Annotated in this window: 18 protein-coding genes and 1 tRNA gene; 15 read left to right on the top strand and 4 right to left on the bottom strand. The window is 73.0% G+C overall.

Annotation, left to right across the window (positions count from 1 at the left end):
- Positions 1–132: 132 nt before the first annotated feature.
- Positions 133–705, bottom strand: coding sequence for a 5-formyltetrahydrofolate cyclo-ligase (locus ACFYMP_RS07310; RefSeq protein WP_388852293.1), 573 nt, complete (start codon positions 703–705; stop codon positions 133–135).
- Between the two features lie 172 nt (positions 706–877).
- Between ACFYMP_RS07310 and galU the strand changes: the two genes are divergently transcribed.
- From galU to ACFYMP_RS07345, 7 genes are all read left to right on the top strand, one after another.
- The gene (galU, locus tag ACFYMP_RS07315; RefSeq protein WP_388851887.1) at positions 878–1,780 is read left to right on the top strand and encodes a UTP--glucose-1-phosphate uridylyltransferase GalU; all 903 of its coding nucleotides are present in this window, start codon (positions 878–880) and stop codon (positions 1,778–1,780) included.
- A gap of 4 nt (positions 1,781–1,784) precedes the next feature.
- Positions 1,785–3,194, top strand: coding sequence for a gephyrin-like molybdotransferase Glp (glp, locus tag ACFYMP_RS07320; protein WP_388851890.1), 1,410 nt, complete (start codon positions 1,785–1,787; stop codon positions 3,192–3,194).
- A gap of 222 nt (positions 3,195–3,416) precedes the next feature.
- The gene (moaCB, locus tag ACFYMP_RS07325; protein WP_388851893.1) at positions 3,417–4,604 is read left to right on the top strand and encodes a bifunctional molybdenum cofactor biosynthesis protein MoaC/MoaB; all 1,188 of its coding nucleotides are present in this window, start codon (positions 3,417–3,419) and stop codon (positions 4,602–4,604) included.
- A 23-nt stretch (positions 4,605–4,627) separates the two neighbouring features.
- On the top strand, positions 4,628–5,236 hold the full coding sequence (locus ACFYMP_RS07330; protein WP_388851896.1) for a GNAT family N-acetyltransferase: 609 nt from the start codon (positions 4,628–4,630) through the stop codon (positions 5,234–5,236).
- Between the two features lie 196 nt (positions 5,237–5,432).
- Complete coding sequence (glpR, locus tag ACFYMP_RS07335) at positions 5,433–6,842, top strand: gephyrin-like molybdotransferase receptor GlpR (protein ID WP_388851899.1); 1,410 nt, start codon at positions 5,433–5,435, stop codon at positions 6,840–6,842.
- A gap of 83 nt (positions 6,843–6,925) precedes the next feature.
- Positions 6,926–6,999, top strand: a tRNA-Ala gene (locus ACFYMP_RS07340).
- 296 nt (positions 7,000–7,295) lie between these two features.
- Positions 7,296–7,748, top strand: coding sequence for a hypothetical protein (locus ACFYMP_RS07345; protein ID WP_388852296.1), 453 nt, complete (start codon positions 7,296–7,298; stop codon positions 7,746–7,748).
- Positions 7,749–7,967: 219 nt separating this feature from the next.
- On the opposite strand, the gene ACFYMP_RS07350 is transcribed toward ACFYMP_RS07345, so the two are convergent.
- Positions 7,968–8,456 carry a GNAT family N-acetyltransferase gene (locus ACFYMP_RS07350; protein WP_388851902.1) on the bottom strand — a complete coding sequence of 163 codons (489 nt, stop codon included), beginning with the start codon at positions 8,454–8,456 and terminating at the stop codon, positions 7,968–7,970.
- Positions 8,457–8,613: 157 nt separating this feature from the next.
- Here ACFYMP_RS07350 and ACFYMP_RS07355 point away from each other — a divergent pair, with 157 nt between their 5' ends.
- Complete coding sequence (locus ACFYMP_RS07355) at positions 8,614–9,432, top strand: exodeoxyribonuclease III (RefSeq protein ID WP_388851905.1); 819 nt, start codon at positions 8,614–8,616, stop codon at positions 9,430–9,432.
- Position 9,433: 1 nt separating this feature from the next.
- Positions 9,434–9,979 (top strand): GNAT family N-acetyltransferase, encoded by a 546-nt coding sequence (locus tag ACFYMP_RS07360; RefSeq protein WP_388851909.1) that lies wholly within the window; start codon positions 9,434–9,436, stop codon positions 9,977–9,979.
- Between the two features lie 140 nt (positions 9,980–10,119).
- On the opposite strand, the gene ACFYMP_RS07365 is transcribed toward ACFYMP_RS07360, so the two are convergent.
- Positions 10,120–10,797 (bottom strand): MerR family transcriptional regulator, encoded by a 678-nt coding sequence (locus ACFYMP_RS07365; RefSeq protein WP_388851912.1) that lies wholly within the window; start codon positions 10,795–10,797, stop codon positions 10,120–10,122.
- 1,846 nt (positions 10,798–12,643) lie between these two features.
- On the opposite strand from ACFYMP_RS07365, the gene ACFYMP_RS07370 reads away from it, so the two are divergent.
- The 4 genes from ACFYMP_RS07370 (at position 12,644) to ACFYMP_RS07385 (ending at position 16,614) form a co-directional block, all read left to right on the top strand.
- A complete protein-coding gene (locus tag ACFYMP_RS07370; RefSeq protein WP_388851915.1) occupies positions 12,644–14,176 on the top strand; it encodes a flavin-containing monooxygenase in 1,533 nt (510 codons plus the stop codon).
- Positions 14,173–15,243, top strand: a complete 1,071-nt coding sequence (locus ACFYMP_RS07375) for an alpha/beta fold hydrolase (RefSeq protein WP_388851917.1) — start codon at positions 14,173–14,175, stop codon at positions 15,241–15,243. The genes ACFYMP_RS07370 and ACFYMP_RS07375 overlap by 4 nt, the downstream gene beginning before the upstream one ends.
- On the top strand, positions 15,240–16,232 hold the full coding sequence (locus ACFYMP_RS07380; protein WP_388851920.1) for an SDR family oxidoreductase: 993 nt from the start codon (positions 15,240–15,242) through the stop codon (positions 16,230–16,232). Before ACFYMP_RS07375 ends, ACFYMP_RS07380 begins: the two co-directional genes overlap by 4 nt.
- A 208-nt stretch (positions 16,233–16,440) precedes the next feature.
- Positions 16,441–16,614 carry a hypothetical protein gene (locus ACFYMP_RS07385; protein ID WP_388851923.1) on the top strand — a complete coding sequence of 58 codons (174 nt, stop codon included), beginning with the start codon at positions 16,441–16,443 and terminating at the stop codon, positions 16,612–16,614.
- A gap of 338 nt (positions 16,615–16,952) precedes the next feature.
- Here the strand turns inward: ACFYMP_RS07385 and ACFYMP_RS07390 are convergent, their stop codons facing one another.
- Positions 16,953–20,435, bottom strand: coding sequence for a S41 family peptidase (locus ACFYMP_RS07390; protein WP_388851926.1), 3,483 nt, complete (start codon positions 20,433–20,435; stop codon positions 16,953–16,955).
- Between the two features lie 366 nt (positions 20,436–20,801).
- Between ACFYMP_RS07390 and ACFYMP_RS07395 the strand changes: the two genes are divergently transcribed.
- Complete coding sequence (locus tag ACFYMP_RS07395; RefSeq protein ID WP_388851929.1) at positions 20,802–21,398, top strand: TetR/AcrR family transcriptional regulator; 597 nt, start codon at positions 20,802–20,804, stop codon at positions 21,396–21,398.
- Between the two features lie 262 nt (positions 21,399–21,660).
- Complete coding sequence (locus tag ACFYMP_RS07400) at positions 21,661–23,937, top strand: MMPL family transporter (protein WP_388851932.1); 2,277 nt, start codon at positions 21,661–21,663, stop codon at positions 23,935–23,937.
- The last annotated feature ends 107 nt before the right edge of the window (positions 23,938–24,044 follow it).

Here is a 24,044-nt window from a genome sequence, read left to right on the forward strand (position 1 = left end):
CGACCGCGCGGGGCCCGGCCCGGCGCGCCCCCCCCCCCCGCGGGGCCCCCCCCGCGGCCCCCCCCCCCGGCCCGGGGGGGGGGCCCCGCCCCCCGGGCCGGCCCCGGCCCCACCGCCGTGCGCGGGGTGTTCTCAGCCGAAGCGCCGCACCCCCGACGGGGTCACCACCGTGTGCACGGGGCGGTCGTGCGCCTGCGCGGGCACCTCCTCCACCACCTCGTGGTCGTACAGCAGCACGATGAGCGGCGGATTCGTCCCGGCCGCCGCGAGCCGGGCCAGTACCCGGTCGTAGGAGCCGCCTCCGCGCCCCAGCCGCGTCCCCGTGCCGTCGACCGCGAGACCGGGCAGCAGGACGGCGTCCGCCTCGCGCACGGTGTCCGGGCCCAGCCGCGGCCCCGCCGGCTCCCACAGGGTCATCCGCCCCGCGCGCCGTACGGCGGCGAGCGAGCCCGCCCCCGTGTACTCCCCCCAGTCCAGGTCGTCGTCGTCCATCAGCACGGGGAGCAGCACCCGCACGCCGCGCTCGCGCAGAGCGGCCAGCAAGGGCGCGGTGTCCGGTTCCCCGCCGACGGACACGTAGGCGGCGACGGTCCGCGCCCGCGCGAGTTCCGGCAGGCGCGCGGTCCGGGCGGCCAGGGCGGCCCCCGCCTTCTCGACCTCCCGCGCCGGCAGATTGTTCCTCGCCGTCAGGAGACCTCGCCGCAACGCGCGCTTGACAGTGTTCGCGTCGGCTCCGCCCCCGGGACGGTGCCGCGCGCCGTCCCCGGACGACGCTTCCTCCGTGGTCACAGACCCTCCTTGAAGAGCAAACTTCGTATATGACTACGAGCTGCACACGTGTGCGAACGCAGGCATAGGTGATAGCTATCGTTACGCCATGACTTCTGCCAATCCCGGAATCAGCAAGGCCGTGATTCCCGCCGCCGGCCTGGGCACCCGCTTCCTGCCCGCCACGAAAGCCACGCCCAAGGAGATGCTGCCGGTCGTCGACAAGCCGGCGATCCAGTACGTGGTCGAGGAAGCCGTGGCCGCTGGTCTCTCGGACGTCCTGATGGTCACCGGACGCAACAAGCGCCCGCTGGAGGACCACTTCGACCGCAACTACGAGCTGGAGGAGGCGCTCACCCGCAAGGGCGACGCCGAACGGCTCGCCAAGGTGCAGGAGTCCTCCGACCTGGCAGCCATGCACTACGTCCGCCAGGGTGATCCCCGCGGACTCGGCCACGCCGTGCTGTGCGCCGCCCCGCACGTCGGCGACGAGCCCTTCGCCGTCCTCCTCGGCGACGACCTGATCGACCCGCGTGACGCCCTGCTCTCCCGCATGGTCCAGGTCCAGGCCCGCTCCGGCGGCAGCGTCGTCGCCCTCATGGAGGTGGCGCCCGAACAGATCCACCTCTACGGCAGCGCCGCCGTCGAGAGCACCGACAGCGACGACGTCGTCCGCATCACGGGCCTCGTCGAGAAGCCCGAGGCCGCCGACGCCCCCAGCAACTACGCCATCATCGGCCGCTACATCCTGGACCCGCACGTCTTCGAGATATTGCGCAAGACCGAGCCCGGACGCGGCGGCGAGATCCAGCTCACCGACGCCCTCCAGCAGCTCGCCGAGGACGAGAAGGTCGGCGGCCCCGTGCACGGCGTCGTCTTCCGCGGCCGCCGCTACGACACCGGCGACCGCGGCGACTATCTGCGGGCCATTGTCAGACTCGCGTGCGAACGTGAAGATCTGGGACCCGACTTCCGGACCTGGCTCCGCAGTTACGTCACCGAGGAGATGTAGCACCTTGAGCAGCACGACGACGAAGACCGCGCCCGTCCGCGCCCGCATCTGGTCGGTCTCGGAGCACCTGGACGACATCCTGGCCACGGTGCGCCCCCTGGAGCCCATCGAACTCCAGCTCCTCGACGCCCAGGGCTGCGTCCTCGTCGAGGACGTCGCCGTGCCGCTCTCCCTCCCCCCGTTCCCCAACAGCTCGATGGACGGCTACGCGGTGCGCACCGCCGACGTGACCGGAGCGAGCGAGGAGTCCCCCGCCACCCTCACCGTCGTCGGTGACGCCGCCGCCGGGCTGCCCGCGCCCCCCACCGTCGGCCAGGGCCAGGCCGTACGCATCATGACGGGCGCCGCGCTGCCCGAGGGCGCGGACGCGGTCGTCCCCGTCGAGTGGACCGACGGCGGCACCGGGGGCGGCCCCGCCGACCGCATGACCCCGCACAGCGCGGCCCCCGAGGGCGCGGGCGGACAGGTCAGGGTCTTCTGCCCGGCCACCGCCCGCGCCCACGTCCGCGAAGCCGGCAGCGACGTCCGGGCCGGCGACCGCGCCCTGGACGCCGGAACCGTCCTCGGTCCTCCGCAGCTCGCCCTGCTCGCCGCCATCGGGCGCGGCACCGTCCGGGTCCGGCCCCGCCCCCGCGTCGTCGTCATCGCCACCGGCAGCGAACTGGTCCAGCCCGGTGAACCACTCGGACCCGGCCAGATCCACGACTCCAACAGCTTCGCCCTCACCGCCGCCGCCCGGGACGCGGGCGCGATCGCCTTCCGCGCCGGCGCCGTCGGGGACGACGCGGAGACCTTCCGCGCCACCGTCGAGGACCAGCTGATCCGCGCCGACCTGATCGTGACCTCGGGCGGGGTGAGCGTCGGCGCCTACGACGTCGTCAAGGAAGCCCTCTCCGGCTGGACCGGCGAGGACCCGGCCGTGGACGACCCGGGGGACGCGACCGCTGAGGAACCGGGCCGGTCGGAGGCGGCCGACGAGGCCGCCGTACCCGCCGCGCCGGGGGCCACCGGTGTCGACTTCCGTACTCTGGCCATGCAGCCCGGCAAACCCCAGGGCTTCGGCACGATCGGGCGCGAGCGCACCCCCGTACTCGCCCTGCCCGGCAACCCCGTCTCCGCCTACGTCTCCTTCGAGCTGTTCGTCCGCCCCGCGATCCGCGCCCTCGCCGGACTGACGGACCCGCACCGCCCCACCGTCCGCGCCCGTCTCAGCACGGACAAGGCGCTCACCTCTCCGGACGGCCGCCGGCAGTACCTGCGCGGCGCCTACCGTGACGGCACCGTCGTACCCGTCGGCGGCGCCGGCTCCCATCTGGTGGCCGCGCTCGCCCGCGCCGACGCGCTGATCGTCGTCCCCGAGGACACCACTTCCCTCGAACCCGGCACCGAGGTGGACGTCATCCCGCTCGGCTGAGCGAAGACCGGGACGGAGCCCACCCCGGTCGCCGCGGGACGGCGCCCGGGACGGAGCCCGCCCCGGTCGCCGCGGGGCGGTACGGGGACCGGGCGCCCGCGCCGGCCGACCCGCGGGCGGTCCGTCCTGCCGGACGCTCCCCGCTCCCGGGCGGGTAGCGTGTCTGCCCACACAGGCCCGTGCGGGACGCCACACGGCCAGGACCGGGAGCACCCAAGCCAGATGACCGCGAAGCACCCGGGGGACGGCACCCCCGGACCTGCCGGAGACCACGACCCCTCCCGCCCCGGGCCGACCGGGCTCACCCACCTCGACGCGGCCGGAGCGGCCCGCATGGTCGACGTGACCCGCAAGGACGTGACGGCCCGCACGGCCACCGCCACCGGCCGCGTCCTCGTCAGCCCCCAGGTCGTGGAACTGCTCCGCGGAGCGGGCGTCCCCAAGGGCGACGCCCTGGCCACGGCACGGATCGCGGGCATCATGGGCGCCAAACGCACCCCCGACCTCGTCCCCCTGTGCCACCCGCTCGCCCTCTCCGGAGTGACCCTCGACCTCGTCGTCGCCGACGACGCCGTGGAGATCACCGCGACCGTGCGCACGACGGACCGGACGGGCGTCGAGATGGAGGCGCTCACCGCGGTCTCCGTCGCCGCGCTCACGGTCGTGGACATGGTCAAGGCCGTCGACAAGGCGGCGACCCTCACGGACATCCGCGTCGAGACCAAGACCGGCGGCAAGTCCGGGGACTGGCGGCGCCCCGACGCCGAGCCGGGGCCGGACGCCGGGCCGGGGCCGGACGCCCCGCCGGGTCCCGGCACCCCCGAACCGGCCCCGGGCGGCCCCGCCCCCCGCGCGCGCGGTACGGGGGCGGACGAGGAGGCGCCCACGCCCTACCGCGCCCTCGTGGTAACCGCTTCGAACCGCGCCTCCGCGGGGGTCTACCCCGACCGCGGCGGCTCCCTCATCACGGAGGCCCTGACCCGCTGGGGGTTCGCGACCGAGGGACCCCGGATCGTCCCCGACGGCGACCCGGTCGAGGCGGCGCTGCGCGCCGGGATCGCGGCCGGCTACGACGTGATCGTCACCACGGGCGGCACCGGGCTCTCGCCCACCGACCTGACCCCCGAGGCCACCCGCGGGGTCCTGGACCGCGAAATCCCCGGCCTCGCCGAGGCCATCAGGGCACAGGGCCTGCCCAAGGTGCCCACGGCCGCCCTGTCACGCGGACTGGCGGGCGTCGCCGGCACCACCCTCGTCGTGAACCTCCCCGGCTCCACCGGGGGCGTACGCGACGGACTGACCGTCCTGGAACGGGTGCTGCGCCACGCCGTCGACCAGATCCACGGCGGCGACCACCGGGCGGGCCCCGGACCCTCCCCTTCCGCCGACACCGCAGGGAGCCCGAGCTGAACGCGTACGCCTCACCCTGGCCGGTGACCCTGGCGGAGGGCCCCGTCACGCTGCGCCCGATAAGGCAGCGCGACCAGAAGGCGTGGCGGGAGGTGAACCGGCGCAACCGGGACTGGCTGCGCCCCTGGGAGGCGACCATCCCGCCGCCCACGCCCTCCGGACCGGTCGTCCAGCGCCCGACCTACCGTCAGATGGTCCGCCACCTGAGGTCGGAGGCGAACGCCGGGCGGATGCTGCCGTTCGTCATCGAGTACGAGGGGCGTCTCGTCGGGCAGTTGACCGTGGCGGGCATCACGTGGGGCTCCATGTGCTCGGGGCACGTCGGCTACTGGGTGGACGAGGCGGTGGCCGGACGCGGCGTCATGCCCACGGCGGTGGCTATGGCGACGGACCACTGCTTCCGCACGGTGGGGCTGCACCGCGTGGAGGTGTGCATCCGCCCCGAGAACGGGCCGAGCCGGCGAGTGGTCGAGAAACTCGGCTTTCGCGAGGAGGGGCTGCGCCCGAGGTACCTGCACATCGACGGCGGCTGGCGCGACCACCTCGTGTACGCGCTCACCGCGGAAGAAGTCCCGGACGGACTGCTCAGCCGGTGGCGGCGCCGCCGACAGGAACGCAGAAATACCGCCTGACCAGGCAGAACGTCAGATGACCCCTTTAATTCGAATAAACATTCGAATTAAAGGGGTCATCTGGTCGGTAAATACCCTTTACGGCCCACCGTTGATCAGATCAGTCGCAAAAAAGGTCATTGATATCAGTCGATTCGTGCGACACACCGACTCAATTGGCGGATCGCCCGGCGAAAAGCCCTCTACGGTGTGAGGCGTGAGCAGCAGTGGCCTCATTTACGCAGTCATCGTCGGGGCCTGGGCCGCCTATCTGGTGCCGATGTGGCTCCGTAGGCAGGACGAGCTGAACGAGGCTCGACCGACGGAGCGCTTCAGTACCGCCATCCGGCTCCTGTCCGGACGCGCGGGAATGGAGCGTCGCTACGCCAAGGGTCTCCAGGAGCGCTCCGACGAGGAGCCGGGCGACGAGCCGGAGCCGACCGACTCGGTCGACGTCCGGTCCTTCGCCGTGTTCAGGACGGCCACCGCGGCGCGCCCTCCGTCGGTCGCCCCCGAGGCGCACGGCGCGCAGGGGCGCCCTCCCTCGCCGCCCCCCGCTCCCGCCCCGTCGGCCCCGCAGGCCCGGCACGAGGCCCGCCCCGGGCAGCCGCGGGACGCCCGCGAGAGGCACGAGGCTCCGGAGGGTGCCGGCGAGGAACGCGTACGGGCCCCGGAGCACCGGCCGCGGACGACGGAGAGCGAAGCGGAAACCCCCGAGTCCCTGGCGCGGGCCCGGCGCTCCAAGGTCCTGGCCCGCAGGCGCCGCACGACGGCCCTCCTCTTCCTCCTCTTCACGCTGGGCGCCGTCACGGCCGCCGTCTTCGGCCTGGCCTTCCTGTGGGCACCGGCCGCCCCCGCGCTGCTGCTGAGCGCGTACATCGTCTATCTGCGGGGGCAGGAGCGGCACCGCTTCGCGTACACGATGGACCGCCGCAGGGCCGAGATGGCGGCGCAGCGGCTGCGCGAGCAGGGGGCCCGCAGGCGGTCTCCGCAGGCGGGACGCTCCCGGCGCGCCGACCAGTCCGCCGACGAACCCACCCAGGAGTACCGCGACCTCGACGAGGACGCGTACACGGGCGGCCACGACGCCCGGCACCGTGCTGCCGCCCGGGACCGGGCCGCCCGGGACCACGGCGCCGCGGTCACCGAGCCGGCCGCCGAGGAGGACTCGCAGATGTCGGCGCTCGCGGCCGGCCGGCGCGCCCTCGTGGAGCAGACCGATCACGCCGAATGGGTCGACCAGCAGAGGGAGCGCCAGCGGCATCCGCGAGGGGCGGGCTGGGACCCCGTGCCCGTACCGCTGCCCACCTACGTGACGGCGCCGGTCGCGCCCCGCGCCACGCAGGACGTCGACCTCGGGGCGCCCGACGTGTGGTCCTCCGCGCGCTCCGGAACCGCGGAACCGTCCAGGACCGCTGCCCCGGACGCCCGCGCCACGGACTCCGGGACCGGTGCCGCGGACCGGGAGCGCGCGGACCAGGAACCGCCCGCGGCCCGTCCGGGCCCCGACGGCCAGGAGGCCCCCGCGTCCCGCAAGGGCCCGCACCGCCGCTCGAAGGGCCGCACCAGGACGCCGCTCTTCGACCAGTACGAGGAGGGCGACCACCCGCGGGCCGCCAACGAGTGAGGCCCGGGAGTCCGCTCCCCTGACCAGCGGGGAACGGATTACCGAGCACCCCGTTCGGGGTGCTAGAGTTTCACTCGTCGCAAGGGCCTGTGGCGCAGTCTGGTAGCGCACCTCGTTCGCATCGAGGGGGTCTGGGGTTCAAATCCCCACAGGTCCACAAACGACAGTTCGCGGGTAGCTCCCGTGGGCGTCAGAAGATCCCGTCCGGTCGGAAGACCGGACGGGATCTTCGTCGTTTCCGGGGTCGGCCGGCCGCCTCTACAGGCGTGGTGCCGCTGACCCGCTGACCCGCTGTCAGGTGTTCGTCTGCTGCGGGTTGGGGGCGACTCTTCTCGGACACGTGCGCCGTTTCTCCCTGTGTGCGGGAGGTCACGGGGCCTACGGTGAGTCCCATACGCGGCCTCGGAACGATGCGAGGGGCCGTACTCGGCCGGTACGGGGAGGGCGTTGGCGGTGGATGTCGGGGCGCTGGCCGCGAGCGGGGCGACGACCCTGGTCGGGCTCATGGTGTCGGAGGGCTGGGGCCAGGTACGGGACCGGGCCGCGCGCTTCTTCGGGCGCGGGGGCGACGAGGACGCGGCGGGGGCGGAGCTGGAGCTGTCCCGCACGGAACTGGCCGAGGCGCGTGAGCAGGGCGACGAGGAGGCGGCGGCCGATGTGCAGGCCGCTCTGCGGGCCCGCTTCCGCCGGGTTCTGCGGGACCGTCCGGAGGCGGCCGACGAGTTGCGGGCCCTGCTCGACGAACTGGCCCCGCGAGGCGCCGGCGCGGGGACCGGCGCGGGCGACGTGCACAACTCGGTCAGCGGAACGGTGAACGGGGCCGTCGTTCAGGGCCGCGACATGTCGGGGCTGAGTTTCTGGGCGGCACCGCCTGGCGGTGCGGAGCCGGGCCCCGGTCCGCGCTGAGGTTGTGGGACGGGCTCGGGGCCGGGCCGGCTCGGGCCGGGTTCCGGCTCGGGGCGGGGCTCCGGCTGGGGGCCGGTTCAGGCTCGGGCCCGGGTTTTGGTGCGGGCTCCGGTGGGTGGGACGTGGGCGGGACCGGGGTGCTGATCGCCGCCGCGCTCCCCGGGAGACGAGGGCCGACCGCCGGGCGACGGGTGGGGCTCGTCGTCTGCGGCCGGTGCGTCAGCGGGTGGTCAGGGGCTTCGTGTAGCAGAGGCTGGAGTCCATGGTGCGGTACAGGCCGAACTTCGCCGTTGCCGGGCTGTAGCCGCTGGAGAGGTAGAGGGCGACCGCTTCGGGCTGCGCCGTCCCGGTCTCCAGGACCATGCGCGTCCGCCCGGCCGCGCGGGCGTCCTCCTCCAGGAGGCCGAGGATGCGGCGCGCGAGCCCGAGCCCCCGGGCCTCGCGGACCACGTACATGCGCTTCAGCTCGGCGTCGCCGTCCGCGTAGCCCTCGTCGTTCGCGTCCTGCGCGCGCCAGCCACCCGTGGCGACCGGACAGTCCTGCTCGTCGTACGCGAGCAGGTACAGGCCGCGCGGCGGGGCGAACATGGTCGCGTCGAGCGGTGTGATGTCGCCCTCGTCGCCGTACCGCTCGGCGTATTCGAGCTGTACCTGATCGTTGAGCTTGACGGCGTCGGGGTGGTCGTAGGCGACCCGGCGAATCTGCATGCCGATAATCGTACAACTGTCCACATCTGTGGATAACTACGGACGACTCCGGACGCCCCTGCCCTAGAGTTTCGATCGTGCTCATCACGACGACCGATCCGCGCACGGCGGCCTCGGCGTCGGGTGACGGCACCTCTGAGAGAGGGAGGGGAGCGCTTTGCTGACTGTGACCACCGTCAATGTAAACGGGCTGAGGGCGGCGGCCAAAAAGGGTTTCGTGGAATGGCTGGCCGACACCTCCGCCGACGTCGTGTGCCTTCAGGAGGTGCGCGCCGAACCCGGCCAGCTCCCGGTCGAGGTCGCCAGGCCCGACGGCTGGTTCGCGGTGCACGCGCCCGCCGCCGCCAAGGGCAGGGCGGGCGTCTCGCTGTACAGCAGACGGGAGCCCGACCGGCTGCGGACCGGCTTCGGCAGCGCCGAGTTCGACGACAGCGGCCGGTACGTGGAGGCGGAACTGCCCGGCGTGACCGTGGCCAGCCTCTACCTGCCCTCCGGTGAGGTCGGCACGGAGAGACAGGACGAGAAGTACCGCTTCATGACCGAGTTCATGGAGTACCTCAAGGAACTGCGCGAGAAGTCGGCCGCCGAGGGGCGCGAGGTCCTCGTGTGCGGCGACTGGAACATCGCGCACCAGGAGGCCGACCTCAAGAACTGGCGCGGCAACCGCAAGAACTCCGGCTTCCTGCCGGAGGAGCGCGCATGGCTCTCCCGCGTCCTCGACCCGGCGGACGGCGGTTACGAGGACGTCTTCCGGCAGCAGCATCCGGGAGAGGAAGGGCCGTACTCCTGGTGGTCCTACCGGGGCCGGGCCTTCGACAACGACTCCGGGTGGCGGATCGACTACCACATGGCCACCCGGGGGCTCGCCGGCCGCGCACTCAAGGCGTACGTCGAGCGGGCGGCCACGCACGACCAGCGATGGAGCGACCACGCGCCGGTGACCGTGGTGTACGAGGCGCCCGGGGGAGGCGAATGAGGTGACGGCGGATCTCGCGGACGCGGCAGGACACCACGAGGACGGCGAGGTCGTCGTCGGACGGTGGCCCGGGGAGGGCGGTCGCGCGCAGGAGGGACCGGCCGCGCTGTTGCTCGCCTACCACCTGCGGACGGAGACGGAGAAGGGCGCCGAGGTGAGCGATGCCGACGGACTGCCCGAACGGTACAGACGGGAAGTGCTCGGCCCGGAGAAGGCGTTCGAGCGGGACACCGTGCTGGTGGCGTCCACCGGTGGCCGGCCCGTCGGCTGCCTGGTGGCGACCGCCCCGGTCGGAGGGCGCTCGGAGATCAAGCGGCTGTGGACCGAGCCGTCGCTGCGCGGCCAAGGCATCGCCACACGACTGATCGAAGCCGGGCTCGCCACCTGCGCCGACGCGGGCGCGGGCACGGTGCGGCTGTCGGTGTGGCAGTGGCGGGCCGGGGCGGTCGCCCTCTACGAGAGGCTCGGCTTCGCAGTTGTCGAGTCCTGGGACGAACGGGAGCAACTGATCTGTATGGAGCGGACGACCGGAGATGTCGTTTCCTAGTCGGGCACGGGGCACGGAGCGCGAGCGCGGGCTTGAGCCTTGGGGGTGGGTGCGGACGCAGGGCGTCGGGCCGGCCGCGAGGTGACGGGCGGAGAAGGAGGTGGGGCGGGCTGGAGGCGGCAGGCGGCACGCGGCGGCACTTATTCGGGTTCGGGCTTCGGAGTCCTCGGGGCGGAGTCGGCCTGGCTCATGCTCTCGTCCTTCTCCTGGAGGAGCGGAGCGAGGCGACGGTCCAGTGCCATCGAGAGCTCGGCCTCGACGACGGCTTTGGCGAGGGGCCTGAGCTTGCCCGGGTCCGCGGGAGGGGTGTGGGGGCGCAGCGTCTCGAGGAACAGGTCGGCCAGAGCCTCCGCGTGGACGCGGACCTGGCGGCCGGCCTCCAGGACCGTGGCCAGCGGCACGCCCTCACGGACCAGGGTGGCCGAGACGTCCAGCAGACGGCGGCTGATGTGGACGATCTCGTCACCGTCCACCGCGAGATAGCCGAGGTCCAGGGCGGTCGCCAGGTTCTCCGGGGTGACCTCACCGGCGAAGTGGTCGGCCAACTCCTCCGGAGACAGGCGGACGGGGGTCTCCTCGGACGGGGCGCCCAGGCCGAGGACTTCGGCGACATCGCGACCGTGCTCGAACGCCTCGGCCAGTTCAGCTATGCCGTTGAGAGTGTGACCGCGCTCCAGGAGAGCGGAGACAGTGCGCAGCCGTGACAGGTGATGGTCGTCGTACCAGGCGATCCTCCCCTCACGGCGCGGCGGTGGGAGGAGCTTGCGCTCACGGTAGAAGCGCAGGGTCCGGACCGTGATACCGGCCGCCGCGGCCAACTCCGTCGTGCGGTACTCGCGGGGAGGGGTGGGGAGGGAGGGGAGGGGGGAGCCCCCCGAGGAAGTACGCGGCACAGTGGTGTCGGGCAGCGGGTCGGCTTCGCCCCCCGTTCCGTGCCCGGCTGCGGCTGCGGCTGCGGGTGCGATTTCGTTTTCGTGCCTGGCTTCGTCCCCGGTTCCGTGCCCGACTGCGGCTTCGTTTCCGTGCTTGGCTTCAGCCCTGGTTCCGTGCCTGGCTTCAGCCCCGGCCCCGGCCCCGGCCCCAGCCCCAGTCCCGAGCCCGGCTGCGGCTGCGGTTCCGTGTTCGGGGCCGGCCCCGCCGTGCTCGGCTTCCAGACCGCCTCGAACTGCGGACCCGGTCTCCCCTCGCATCGCGGTTTCACTCCGGCCGTGGTTGCCGGCCTCGTTCCCGCCTCGAACCTCTTGTCGGGCCACTCCGCCCCCTGAACGTCCGTTCAGCGTGCCGGACTTGGAGCTTCGGGTGTCCGCCTCGGCCCTGCCCTTCCGGCCTTCCGTCCCGCGCATGTCCTTCGCCCCTGTCTGTCTGCCTGTCTTCGCTCCCGTTCCTCCGTCCGGTTTCCTTCCGGCGCTTGCCACGCCGCCTTCGTCGTCCACCGTGGGCTCCTCACTGGTTCGGCGGCCCGAACTGTCCGGCCTGGGCACCTTTCCCGTCCCGGGTGCCGTCCCCGCGCGGGGCAGGGTTGTCGCCGCCGTTCCAGCGCGCGTGATGGCCTGCGAAGGCGCCGTCCGGGCAGGGGCACCGGACGCCACTCTTCCTGACCGGGGCCCGGGATCTGTGCCTGCCCTCTGGCGGTTGTCGGCGTATCCCGTGTTCACGGCTCGGTCTGGAGGAGAGTCCGGCTCGGGCGCGGGGGTTGGGGCGTTCCCCTGTGCGGGACGTGCTTCCGGTGCCTTCGGGCCGCCGGGGGCGTCGTGCGGTTCGCGGCCCCTGGGCGGCTTCGAGTCGCTCCTTCGCGTCATCTCTTTCCTCACCTCTGCCGTTTGTTCCGGGCCGCGCCCTGGTCGCCGAGCCCGACCGGTGTCCGACGTCTGCCCGGAGCCGGGTCAGAGCCCGGTCCGGGTCCGGTCAGGGGCCGGGGCCGCTCTGCGTCCGGTCGGCCGCCGTGGGCTGTCCCCCCGTCGTACCGCCCGCCATGCCTGCTGTCGTGCGTGTGCTGTCGTCGTGTTCGCGGTGGGCTTCAGCGGGGCCGCCCGGTGCCGGGGGTGAAGGCGTGGGCCGTGCGTCGCCTGTGTTCGAACGCCCAGCGTTACGAGGCCGTCACAGCGCCGTCCCGGCCCCGTCACGGTGCTGGTTCTCCGTCTTGCCACGAGCCTTCGCTCCCCGTCCGGCCCTTTGCCCCTCCGTACTGTGAACTCCCGGGCGCAGCCTATGTCGTACCGGCGGTAACTCTTCTTGCGCGACCTCTACCCATGGGTACGGGACTGCTCTACGCTCCCCATCGTGCCAGTGATTGCTGGCAACGTCGTCTGGAGAGGTGTGGGAGGCGGCTCTATGACGGAGAACATGGACACCGCGAGCGACTTGGACACCGCGAGGGACAGGGGCACTGTGAGGAACGCGCGGGGCCGCCGGCAGGAAACGCACGACACGCAGGAAACACACGAAATGCCAGACACGCAAGACACCCAAGACGCGCAAGACACGCGCGAAACACAGAACCCTCCCGGCGCACAGGACGCACAGGCCGCACACGACGCACAGGACGCACAAGGTGGCAGGGGTGACGCGGCCCGTCAGTCCGGGCAGGTTGGGCAGTCCGGGCAGGTCGGGCACGTCAGGCACGTCGGACAGGCCGGGCAGGCCCGGCGGGTTCCGGGTGGGGCCGTGCGGCATGTGCGGGTCGCGGTGGTCGGGTCCGGGTTCGGGGGGATCGGGGCGGCGGTGCGGTTGCGGCGCGAGGGGGTCACGGACTTCGTCGTACTGGAACGGGCCGGGTCGGTCGGCGGTACCTGGCGGGACAACACGTATCCGGGCTGCGCCTGTGACGTGCCCTCGCACCTGTACTCCTTCTCGTTCGCGCCGAGCGCCGAGTGGCCCCGTACCTTCTCCGGGCAGCCGCACATCCGGGCCTACCTGGAGCGGGTCGTCGACACCTTCGGGCTGCGGCCGCACATCCGCACCAACAGCGAGGTGCGGATGATGCGCTGGGACGGGCAGCGGATGCGGTGGGAGCTGGACACGGCGTCGGGGCGCTGGACCGCCGATCTGGTGGTCTCGGCGACCGGGCCGCTGTCCGACCCGAAGATCCCCGACATCCCGGGGCTCGACACGTTCCCCGGCAAGGTCTTCCACTCGGCCCGTTGGGACCACGGGTACGAACTGCGGGGCAAGCGGGTCGCGATGATCGGGACGGGGGCCTCGGCCATCCAGATCGTCCCCTCGATCCAGCCCGAGGTCGAGCGGCTGACCCTGTTCCAGCGCACCCCGGCATGGGTCATGCCGCGTATGGACCGCGAGGTGTCCGCGACGGAGAAGTGGCTGCACCGCAGGCTGCCGTTCACGACGGAGGCGCGGCGGCGGGTCCTGTGGGGCATCAGGGAACTGCAGGTGCAGGCGTTCACGAAGCGGCCCGACGAGCTGGGGCTGGTCGAGAACCTCGCGAAGGCGAACATCAGGCGTTCCATCAAGGACCCCGTACTGCGAGCCAAGTTGACGCCCTCGTACCGGATCGGCTGCAAGCGCATCCTGTTGTCGAGCACGTACTATCCGGCGCTGGCCAAGGACAACGTGGATCTCGTCGCCTCCGGGCTCAGCGAGGTGCGCGGGAGCACCCTGGTCGCGGCGGACGGGACGGAGACCGAGGCCGACGCGATCGTCTTCGGCACCGGCTTCCACGTCACCGACATGCCGATCGCCGAGCGGGTCGTGGGCGCCGAAGGGCACACGCTCGCCGAGAGCTGGAAGGACGGGATGGCCTCCCTGCGCGGGGCGACGGCCGCCGGGTTCCCGAACTGGATGACCATCATCGGGCCGAACACGGGCCTCGGGAACTCCTCGATGATCCTGATGATCGAGGCGCAGCTCAACTACATGGCGGACTACCTGCGGCAGTTGGACGTGCTCGGGCCCGGGTCCGCGCTCGACGCGCGCAAGCCGGCCGTGGACGCGTGGAACCACCGGGTGCAGGAAAGGATGAAGCGCACGGTGTGGAGCACCGGGGGATGCACCAGCTGGTATCTCGACTCCTCGGGGAGGAACACGACCATCTGGCCGGGGACCACGACGGAGTTCCGGTCGGCGACCCGGCGGGTGAATCTCTTCGAGTACGAGGTGCTGCGGCCGCCCCGGGGGCACAGTGGAGCCGCGGCGCGGGCGGCGGCCGGGGCAGAGGCCGACCGGGAAGGGGCCGCGGCATGAGCAGGTACGGGCACACCACGCGTGGTACGTACGCGCCGCCGGTCGCGCCGCGGGAGCTGACCGTCACCTCGGCGGACGGATCGCCCGTGCACGTCGAGGTGTTCGGGCCCGCCGGGGCGCCCGCCGTGGTGCTCGCGCACGGCTGGACCTGCTCGGTGGCCTTCTGGGCGGCGCAGATCCGGGCTCTCGCGCCCGATCACCGGGTCATCGCCTACGACCAGCGCGGTCACGGACGTACCCCGGCGCCGCTGGGCCCGCTCGGCTACAGCGCGAAGGCGCTCGCCGACGATCTCGAAGCGGTGCTCGACGCGACGCTGGAGCCCGGCGAGAAGGCGGTGCTGGCCGGGCACTCGATGGGCGGTATGACGTTCATGGCGGCGGCGGACCGGCCCGCTTTCCGGGAGCACGCGGGCGCCGTGCTGCTGTGTTCCACCGGTCCTTCGCGGCTCGTCGCCGAGTCCACGGTGCTGCCGCTGCCCGCGAGCCCCCTACGGACCCGGCTGACCGGGGCGATCCTCGGGGCGCGGGCCCCGCTCGGCCCGGTGACGCCGCTCGGCAAGCGGGTCCTGAAGTACGGGGTGATGGGGCCGGGCGCCACCCCGGAGCAGGTGGACGCGTGTGCGCGGATCGTGCACGCCTGTCCCCCTCCGGTGCGTTTCGGCTGGTCGCGGGTGCTGGAGACGTTCGACGCGGAGGAGGGGGTACGGCTCGTCGAGGCGCCCACGGCCGTCCTCGTCGGGACCGCCGACAAGCTGACCCCGGCCGTCCACGCGCGGGCCCTGACCGGGGCCCTGCCGCGGTCGCTCGGCCTGACGGAGCTGCCGGGCCTCGGCCACATGACGCCGATCGAGGGGCCCGCCGCCGTGACCGGGCTGATCAGGGAACTCGTCGCGGACCATCTGCCGCTCGGCTCCGAGGCCGGCCCGGGACCCGCGGCTGTTCCCGGCACCGAGGCCGCCCCCGGCTCCGAGGCCCTTCCCGGCTCCGAGGCCGGAGTGGAGACCGTCCCCGGGCCGCGGCCCGAAGGCCGTACTCGTTCGTCCCGGCTCACCGAGGAGAAGGCATGACGACCACAGACGACAACGACGCGACCGGGGGCTCCGGCCCCGCCGGCGCCAGCCGCCCCGCCGGCCTGGTGCCGGGGCAGCGCGGGACCGGGCGGCGGGTCGCGAACCGGCTCGACGGGCAGGTCGCCGTCGTGACGGGCGCGGCGCGCGGGGTCGGGCAGTTGCTCGCCCGCAAGCTGTCCGCGCACGGTGTGCGGGTCGCCCTCGTCGGGCTGGAGCCGGAGGCGCTGGAGGAGTTGTCGGGGCGGCTGCACAGCGACAGCGCGTACTGGTACGCGGACGTCACCGACCAGGAGGCGATGACGCGGGTCGCCGCCGAGGTCAAGGAGCGGTTCGGGAAGGTCGACGTCGTCGTCGCCAACGCCGGGGTCGCGGGCGGCGGGCCGTTCATCGACTCCGACGCGGAGTCCTGGCGCCGGGTGATCGAGGTCAACCTCATCGGCTCCGCGGTCACCGCGCGCGCCTTCCTGCCGGTGCTCGCCGAGAGCCGCGGCTATCTGCTCCAGGTCGCCTCGCTGGCCGCCGTGACCCCGGCACCCATGATGAGCGCGTACTGCGCCTCGAAGTCCGGGGTGGAGGCGTACGCGCACTGTCTGCGCGCCGAGGTCGGGTACCTCGGTGTGAAGGTCGGTGTGGCCTACCTGAGCTGGACCGACACCGACATGGTGCGCGGCGCCGACGAGGACGAGGTGATGCGGGAGCTGCGCCAGCGGCTGCCGTGGCCGGCGAACAAGACGTACCCGCTGGGTCCCGCCGTCGACCGGCTGCTCGCGGGCATCGAGCGGCGCTCCGCGCACGTCTACGCGCAGGGCTGGCTGCGCGGCATGCAGTCCGTGCGCGGCGTGCTTCCCGCGCTGATCGGGACGGTCGGCAGGCGCGAGATGGAGCGCTTCGGGCCCCGGCTGGCCGGGGTGCGCAAGGGGCTGGTCGGGGCAGGGGGCGCCGCCGACGAGAAGGACCGTTCGCGGCGCGCCTCCGGCGTGGGCTGAGCGGTGCTCTCCGGGGCCGCGCGCCCCCTCCCGTACGGGTTTGGCGGGAGGCGGGCGCGCGGTCCGCTCGGCCGTGAGGGGGCCGGTCACTCCCCGTGGATCGCGCGGAGTGATCGAAATGCGACGCCTGCCGGTGCGTGTCAGGCTGGTTCAGGCCCCCCAGTCCCTGGTGGGGGCCGTATCCCACCCCCTGGAGGAGTGACCCCGCATGGGTATCAAGGACCAGTTCCAGGACAAGGCCGAGCAGCTCAAGCAGAAGGCGGACCAGGCCAAGGACCAGGCGAGCGAGCGCGGCTCGCAGGGCAAGGACCAGGCCCGGGAGAAGGGGCAGGGCACGGCTGAAGAGGCGCGCGAGAAGTTCGGCCACGACGACGACAAGTGACCGGTGACTGACGACCGCTGACCTCTCGGGTTGCGGTACCGGCTGGAGGGCGGCTTCCGGAGACCAGCTCCGGGAGCCGCCCTCCGGCGTGCGCGGCCGGCCCGCCCCGGCGGGCACGAACGGTCCGCCGGGTCGCCGGGTACGAACACTCTGCCGGGTCCGCCGGGAACGAACGGCCCGCCGGGAACGAACGGACCGCCGGGAACGGCCCGCTGGGAACGAACGGTCCGCTGGGAACGAACGGACCCCGGGAAACGTACAACGCCGGGACCCGGTACGCGGAACCCAGCGCTGTGACCCGCCGCGCGGACATCAACGCCCTTCCCCGGGAGGCCCGTTCAGTCGCGCGGCGGGAGCGGGGGGCGGGTGCGGTCGGGTACGGCGGAGAGGTCCGGGGGGACGGCGGCGGGGTGGCGGTCGAGGAGTTCGAGGGCGAGGCTCACCGCGTCGTCAAGCTGCGCGTACCGCCCTTCCGCCCAGTCGAGGGGGGTGCGCAGGGCGGGGACGTCGGGGGCCACGCCGTGGTTCTCGACGGACCAGCCGTACGCGTCGAACCAGGCCGCGTTCATCGGCACCGTGATGACCGTGCCGTCCACGAGGGTCTGCCGGCCGGTCATGCCGACGACGCCGCCCCAGGTCCGCTGCCCCACGACCGGCCCCAGGTCCAGGAGTTTGAAGGCGGCGGTGATCATGTCGCCGTCGGAGGAGGTCGCCTCGTCGGCGAGCGCGACGATCGGTCCGCGCGGGGCGTTGGAGGCGTACGACACGGGCTGCGCGTCCCGGGTCAGGTCCCAGCCGAGGATGGTGCGGGTCAGCTTCTCCAGGACCAGTTCGCTGATGTTGCCGCCCGCGTTGCCGCGTACGTCGACGATGAGCGAGGGCCGCGACACCTCCAGCCGCAGATCGCGGTTGAACTGCGCCCAGCCGGAGCCGCCCAGGTCGGGGATGTGCAGGTATCCGCAGCGGCCACCGCTCAACTCGGCGACGACCGCGCGGCGTTTGGCGACCCAGTCCTGGTAGCGCAATGGCCGGTCGTTGACGAGCGGGACGACGGCGACGCGCCGGGGCCGGCCGCCGCCCGCCGGGCGGAAGGTCAGCTCGACGGTGGTACCGCCCGCCCCGGCGAGCAGCGGGCCGGGGCCGGCGACCGGGTCGACGGGGCGGCCGTCGACATGGGTGAGGACGGCGCCCTCGCGGATACCGGTACCGGCCAGCGGGGAGCGGGCTTTGGAGTCGGAGGACTCGCCGGGCAGGATGCGCAGCACCGTCCACTCGCCGTCCCGGCAGGCGAAGTTGGCGCCGAGCAGGCCCATGGGGCGCTGGTAGTGCGGGGGACCCTCGTTGCGGCGGGCGGCGGTGACGTAGGCGTGGGAGGTGCCGAGTTCGCCGAGGACCTCGCGCAGCAGATCGGCGAACTCGTCGGGGGACGCGACGCGTTCGAGGAGCGGACGGTACTGGCCGAGTACGGCGTCCCAGTCGATGCCGCACATCCCCGGGTCCCAGAAGTAGGCGCGGATGATGCGGCCCGCCTCCTCGTACGCCTGCCGCCACTCGGCGCCGGGTTCCACCTCGTGCTTGACGCGGCGCAGGTCGATCCACGCGCTGGTGGCGTCGTCGCCGGGCTCGGTGGCGGGGACGGCGCGCAGTTCGTCCTCGTCCACGACGACGAGCCGGGTGCCGTCGCCGCTCACCGAGAACCAGTCCATGTGCGCGACGAGCTGGGTCTTCTTCGCGCGGCTCAGGTCGAAGTGTTCGAGGGTCGGCTGGTGCGAGGTGTCGGCCGGGTTGACGAAGGTCTCGCCGAGCGCCCCGGAGATCGGCCAGCGCAGCCACACCAGCCCGCCACCGGACACCGGGTGCAGCGCCGAGTACTTCGAGGCGGGCACCGGGAACGGCGTGACCCGGCTTTCCAGGCCCTCCGCCTCCACGGTCACGACGCCGTCGAAGCCCGAGGCGCGTTCGTCCGGGTCGAGTCCGCCGGCCGCCGGGCGGCCGTCGGGTTGCAGCGCGAACGGCGAGGGCGTCGCCGAGGACAGCGTCACGAGGTACGGGCGGCAGCCCAGCGGGAAGGACAGGTCCCCGGTGTGCACGTCGTACACCGGGTCGAAGCCGCGCCAGGACAGGAAGGCGAGATACCGGCCGTCGCGGGTGAAGACGGGGTTCTCGTCCTCGAAGCGGCCGTTGGTGACGTCGAGGATCACCGGCGCCTCCGGGCCGGTGATCCGGGCCATCTTGATCTGCCGCAGTGAACGGCCGATGCCCGGGTGCGACCACGTGATCCAGGCGCCGTCGGGGGAGAAGGCGAGGTCGCGCACGGGACCGTTGAGGGACCGGATCAGCTCGGTGACCCGCCCGTCGCCGCCGGGTCCCTCCGGTCCGCCGGGTCCCTCCGGTCCGTCGAAACCCTCCGGTCCATCGGGCTCGGTGACCCGCCCGCCGCCGCCGGGGCCCTGTGGACCGCTGGAGCCCCCGGCCGCCTCCCCGTCCGCGCCCGCTCCCCGTTCGCCCGGCGCCTTCCCGCCCTCCCCGTCCCCGCCGGGGTCCGGCGCCTCCCCGTCCTCGGACACCGGGTCCACGAGCAGGAGGCGGCCGTCGTGGGTGGCGACGGCGAGGCGGGTGCCCTCGTGGTCGGCGACGAGTTCCTCGACGCGGCCGATCCTGCCGCCCGCGAAGCGCCGTACCGTGCCCTCGTCGCTCGCCCGGGGCAGGGAGGCGATCTCCAGGGCGTCGGGGCCGTCGGCGTCGGTGACGTAGGCGACCTCGCCGCCCGCGCCGAGCAGCACGGGCAGCCGTACGCGTACCCCCGGGGTGTCGGTGATGGTGCGGGCGGGGCCGTCGCGGTGGGTGAGCCAGTACAGGCTGCCGCGGACCGCGACGGCGCTGGCCCGGCCCGTCTCGTCGGTGGACACCGCGTCGACGTGCCGGGAGGCGGGCACCTGGAAGGGGCGCCGCCCCGAACGGGGACCGCCGAGGCGCACCTCCAGGCGGCGCGGCCGCCCCCGCGGGGACAGGTCCTCGGCGATCCACAGGTCGCCCGCGCACTGGTAGACGACGCGCTGCCCGTCGGTCGAGGCGTGCCGGGCGTAGAAGGCGTCGTGGTCGGTGTGGCGGCGCAGTTCCGTGCCGTCGGGCAGGCAGGAGTACAGGTTGCCGACGCCCTCGTGGTCGGAGAGGAAGGCGATGCGCCCGGCGACGAACATGGGGCAGTCGAGGTGTCCGTCGAGACCGGGCAGCAGCCGGTCGCCGTGCAGCCACAGCCGGCCGGTGGCCCCGCCCCGGTACCGTTTCCACGCCGCGGGCTCGTGCGGCGGCTTACCGGTCAGCAGCAGGGTGCGGCTGTCTCCGTGGGGTTCGGCCACGGCGATGTCGGAGACCGGGCCCCAGGGCAGCGGCCCGCCGGGGGAGCCGTCCAGCGGCACCTTGTACGCCCACGCGTAGTACGAGAAGGGCTGGTCCTTCGAGCTGACCGCGAGGATCTCGCTGCGCCCCTCCGCGTCCGGCGGGGTCCAGCCGCACACCCGGGTGTCGGCCCCGCCCCAGTAGGTGAGCCGGCGCACCGGGCCGCCGCCGTCGACGGCCGCGAGGTGGATCTCCGGGTCGAGACTGCGCCACGTGGTGAACGCGATGAGCCGGCCGTCCGGCGAGAAACGCGGATGGCCGAGCTTGGTGCGGTCGGCGGTGAGCCGCCAGGCCCGTCCGGGCTCCCCCCGGCCGCCCGCGCCCGGCAGCGGGGCCAGCCAGAGATCGTCCTCGGCGACGAAGCACAACCGTTCGCCGTGGAGGTGGGGGAACCGCAGGTAGCCCGCGTCGTGCTCGCTCACCACCTCATGCTTTTACGCGCGTACCGGCGCGGCAACTCGGCGGGGCGCCCGGCACCCGTACGGAGAAGCCCGGAACGGGTGTGCGGGACGGGCCCGTACGACACGGGTCCCGGTGGTGGGGGAGGCGGGTGCGTGCGGCCGGGCCGCGGGACATAAGTACGGAAGGAGTAAATAAAGGCGGCGCAGGTCGTGTGGCGCAAGACACGTACGAAACCGTTTCGTTTCGATACTCGCCCGGGTTAGGGTCATTCCAGTGCGGGAGCGCTCCTCACGGCGTCGAATACGCCGTAAGGTGCGTGGACCGTACGTGTGCGACTCGCCGTGAGGCGGGTACGTGTACGTACAAGCGAGCAGAGGGAGGCAAGGATGGCCGCAGTCGCCGGCGTGACGACGCGCCGAAGCCGTCTGACGCCCGAGCGCGAGGCCGAGCTGTACGAGGCCGTGCTCGATCTGCTGCGCGAGGTCGGCTACGAGGCGCTCACCATGGACGCCGTGGCATCCCGCACCCGGTCCAGCAAGGCCACCCTCTACCGCCAGTGGGGGAGCAAGCCGGAGCTGGTGGTGATGGCGCTGCGCCATCACAAGCCGATCTCGACCGCCGATGTCGACACCGGCAGCCTGCGGGGCGATTTCCACGCCCTCGTGGGCCGTCAGGACGACTGCCGCATGGCTGAGGACGCCGCACTGATGCGCGGAATCGCCATGGAGATGAAGAGCAACCCCGACCTGCACCGCGCCTTCCGCGAGCTGCTGATCGAGCCGGAGATCACCGGACTCGGCCAGGTGCTGCGGCGCGCGGTGGAGCGCGGCGAGGTGGAGGCGGACAGACCCGCCCTCGACTTCGTCGTGCACATGATGGTCGGTGCCTACGTCGCACGGCAGATGATCGACGGCGCCTCGGTCGACCGGGACTTCCTCCTCCGATACCTCGACGCCGTGGTCCTCCCCGCCCTCGGCGCCTGAGCACAGACCCGACCCCCGCGGTTCCCGTCGCACGGGCGACGGCCGCGTCCGCGGTGAGTTCCTCACCGGCCTGACGTGTGCCACCACCCGTGACCTCGTGACCCGCACCGGGAAGAGTTCCGCGCCCACTCCCTGACGCGCGCCTCTCCCGTCCTGTCCGCACGACCCCTAGTTCCAGCTCCTCCTGACGCGCACCGCTCCCGTCGTCGGGCTGGCCTGCCCTGCCCTGATCCGCCCCCGACCCGACCGGGAGACCGCCCTCGTGGCCACGTTCCTCTACAAACTCGGCCGTTTCGCCTTCCGGCGACGCCGCCTCGTCGCCCTGTTCTGGGTGGCCGTGCTCGCGCTCGTCGGCGTGGGCGCCGCGACCGCGAGCAGCCCCGGCCCCAGCCAGTTCTCCATACCCGGAGTCGAGGCCCAGAAGGCGTTCGACCTCCTCGACCAGCGCTTCCCCGGCTCCAGCTCGGACGGGGCCACCGCCCGCGTCGTCTTCAAGGCCCCCGCCGGTGAGAAGATCACCGACCAGGAGAACAAGGCGGAGGTCCAGAAGACCGTCCGCGACATCGACCACGGCTCCCGGCAGGTCGCCTCGGTCGCCGATCCCTTCGCGACCGGCTCGGCCGTCGCGAAGAACGGCGAGGTCGCCTACGCCTCCGTGAGCTACAAGGTCAGCTCGATGGAGCTGGACGACTCCTCGAAGGACGCCCTCCAGGACGCCGCGGGCAAGGCCCAGGACGCGGGCCTGACCGTGGAGATCGGCGGTGACGCGCTCCAGCCCGAACCGGAGACCGGCGCCACCGAGATCATCGGTATCGCCATCGCCGCCGTGGTCCTCGTGATCACCTTCGGCTCGCTCATCGCGGCCGGACTGCCACTGCTCACCGCGATCATCGGGGTCGGCGTGGGCGTCGGCTCCATCACCGCCCTCGCCAAGGCGCTGAGCCTGGACTCGACCACCTCGATCCTCGCGATGATGATCGGCCTCGCCGTCGGCATCGACTACGCGCTGTTCATCGTGTCCCGCTACCGCGCGGAACGGGCCGAGGGCAGGAAACCCGAGGAGGCGGTCGGCCGGGCCGCCGGCACGGCGGGCTCCGCCGTGGTGTTCGCCGGCCTCACCGTGATCATCGCCCTCGTCGGCCTCGCCGTCGTCAACATCCCGATGCTCACCAAGATGGGCGTGGCCGCCGCCGGCACCGTGGCCGTCGCCGTACTCGTCGCCCTGACCCTGATCCCCGCGCTGCTCGGCTTCGCCGGCAACCGGGTGCTCGGCAAGAAGGTCCGCAAGGCCGCGAAGGCCGTGCGCAGTGAGGGCGAGGACGCCGTCGCCCGCGCCGTCGTCGACGCGCAGCGCGACCCCGAGGGCAACCACAAGGTCAACATGGGCACCCGCTGGGCGCGGTTCGTGCTGCGCCGGCCCGTCATGGTGCTGGTCACCGCGGTCGTCGCGCTCGGTGTGGTCGCCGTCCCCGTGACGCAGCTGGAACTGGGCCTGCCCGACGACGGCTCCCAGCCCACCGACACGACCCAGCGCCGCGCCTACGACCTGCTGTCCGACGGCTTCGGCCCCGGCTTCAACGGCCCGCTCATGACCGTCCTGGACGCCAAGGGCGCGGACGACCCGCAGGCCGCCGCCAAGCGCGTCGTCTCCGACATCAAGAAGCTCCCGGACGTCGCCGCGGTGACCCCGGCGACCTTCAACAAGGCCGGGGACACCGCTACCATCACCGTGGTGCCCCAGTCCAAGCCCTCCTCCGTCGAGACGGAGGATCTGGTCCACGGCATCCGGGACGCCGGGAAGGACGTGCGCGCCGACACCGGCGCCGAGGTCCTGGTCACCGGCTCCACCGCGATGAACATCGACGTCTCGCAGAAGCTGAACGACGCCCTCGTGCCGTACCTGATCCTCGTGGTCGGGCTCGCGTTCCTGCTCCTCGTGCTCGTCTTCCGCTCGGTCCTGGTGCCGCTCAAGGCGGCCCTCGGCTTCCTGCTCTCCGTGGTGGCCGCGCTCGGCGCCGTCGTCGCGGTCTACCAGTGGGGCTGGCTCGGCTCGCTCTTCGGCGTCGAACAGCCCGGCCCGATCATGAGCATGATGCCGATCTTCATGGTGGGCGTGGTCTTCGGGCTCGCGATGGACTACGAGGTCTTCCTCGTGACCCGGATGCGCGAGGCCCACGTGCACGGCGAATCGCCCAAGCAGGCCGTGGAGACCGGGTTCCGGCACGGCGCCCGGGTGGTCACGGCGGCGGCGGTCATCATGATGGCGGTCTTCGCGGGCTTCATCAGCTCCAGCGAGCAGATGGTCAAGATGATCGGCTTCAGCCTCGCGATCGCCGTCTTCTTCGACGCCTTCGTGGTGCGCATGACGATCGTCCCCGCGGTCCTCGCCCTGCTCGGCAGGCGGGCGTGGTGGCTGCCGAAGTGGCTCGACCGGATCATGCCGAACGTCGACGTCGAGGGCGAACAGCTCCAGAAGGCCCTCGGCGAGGACGACAAGCCCCAGGACCCGGACGCGGAACGGGAGTTGACTCGCGTCTGAGTGGTCCTGGCCCCCGGGACACCCGGCGTCCGAGCGGGACGCCGGACCCGGGGGGCCGTGCCGAGGCCCGTGGGGACGGGGCCGGCACGGGAAGAAAAAGGCCCGGC

This window comes from Streptomyces sp. NPDC007088 (assembly GCF_042869355.1).
Taxonomy (GTDB): domain Bacteria; phylum Actinomycetota; class Actinomycetes; order Streptomycetales; family Streptomycetaceae; genus Streptomyces.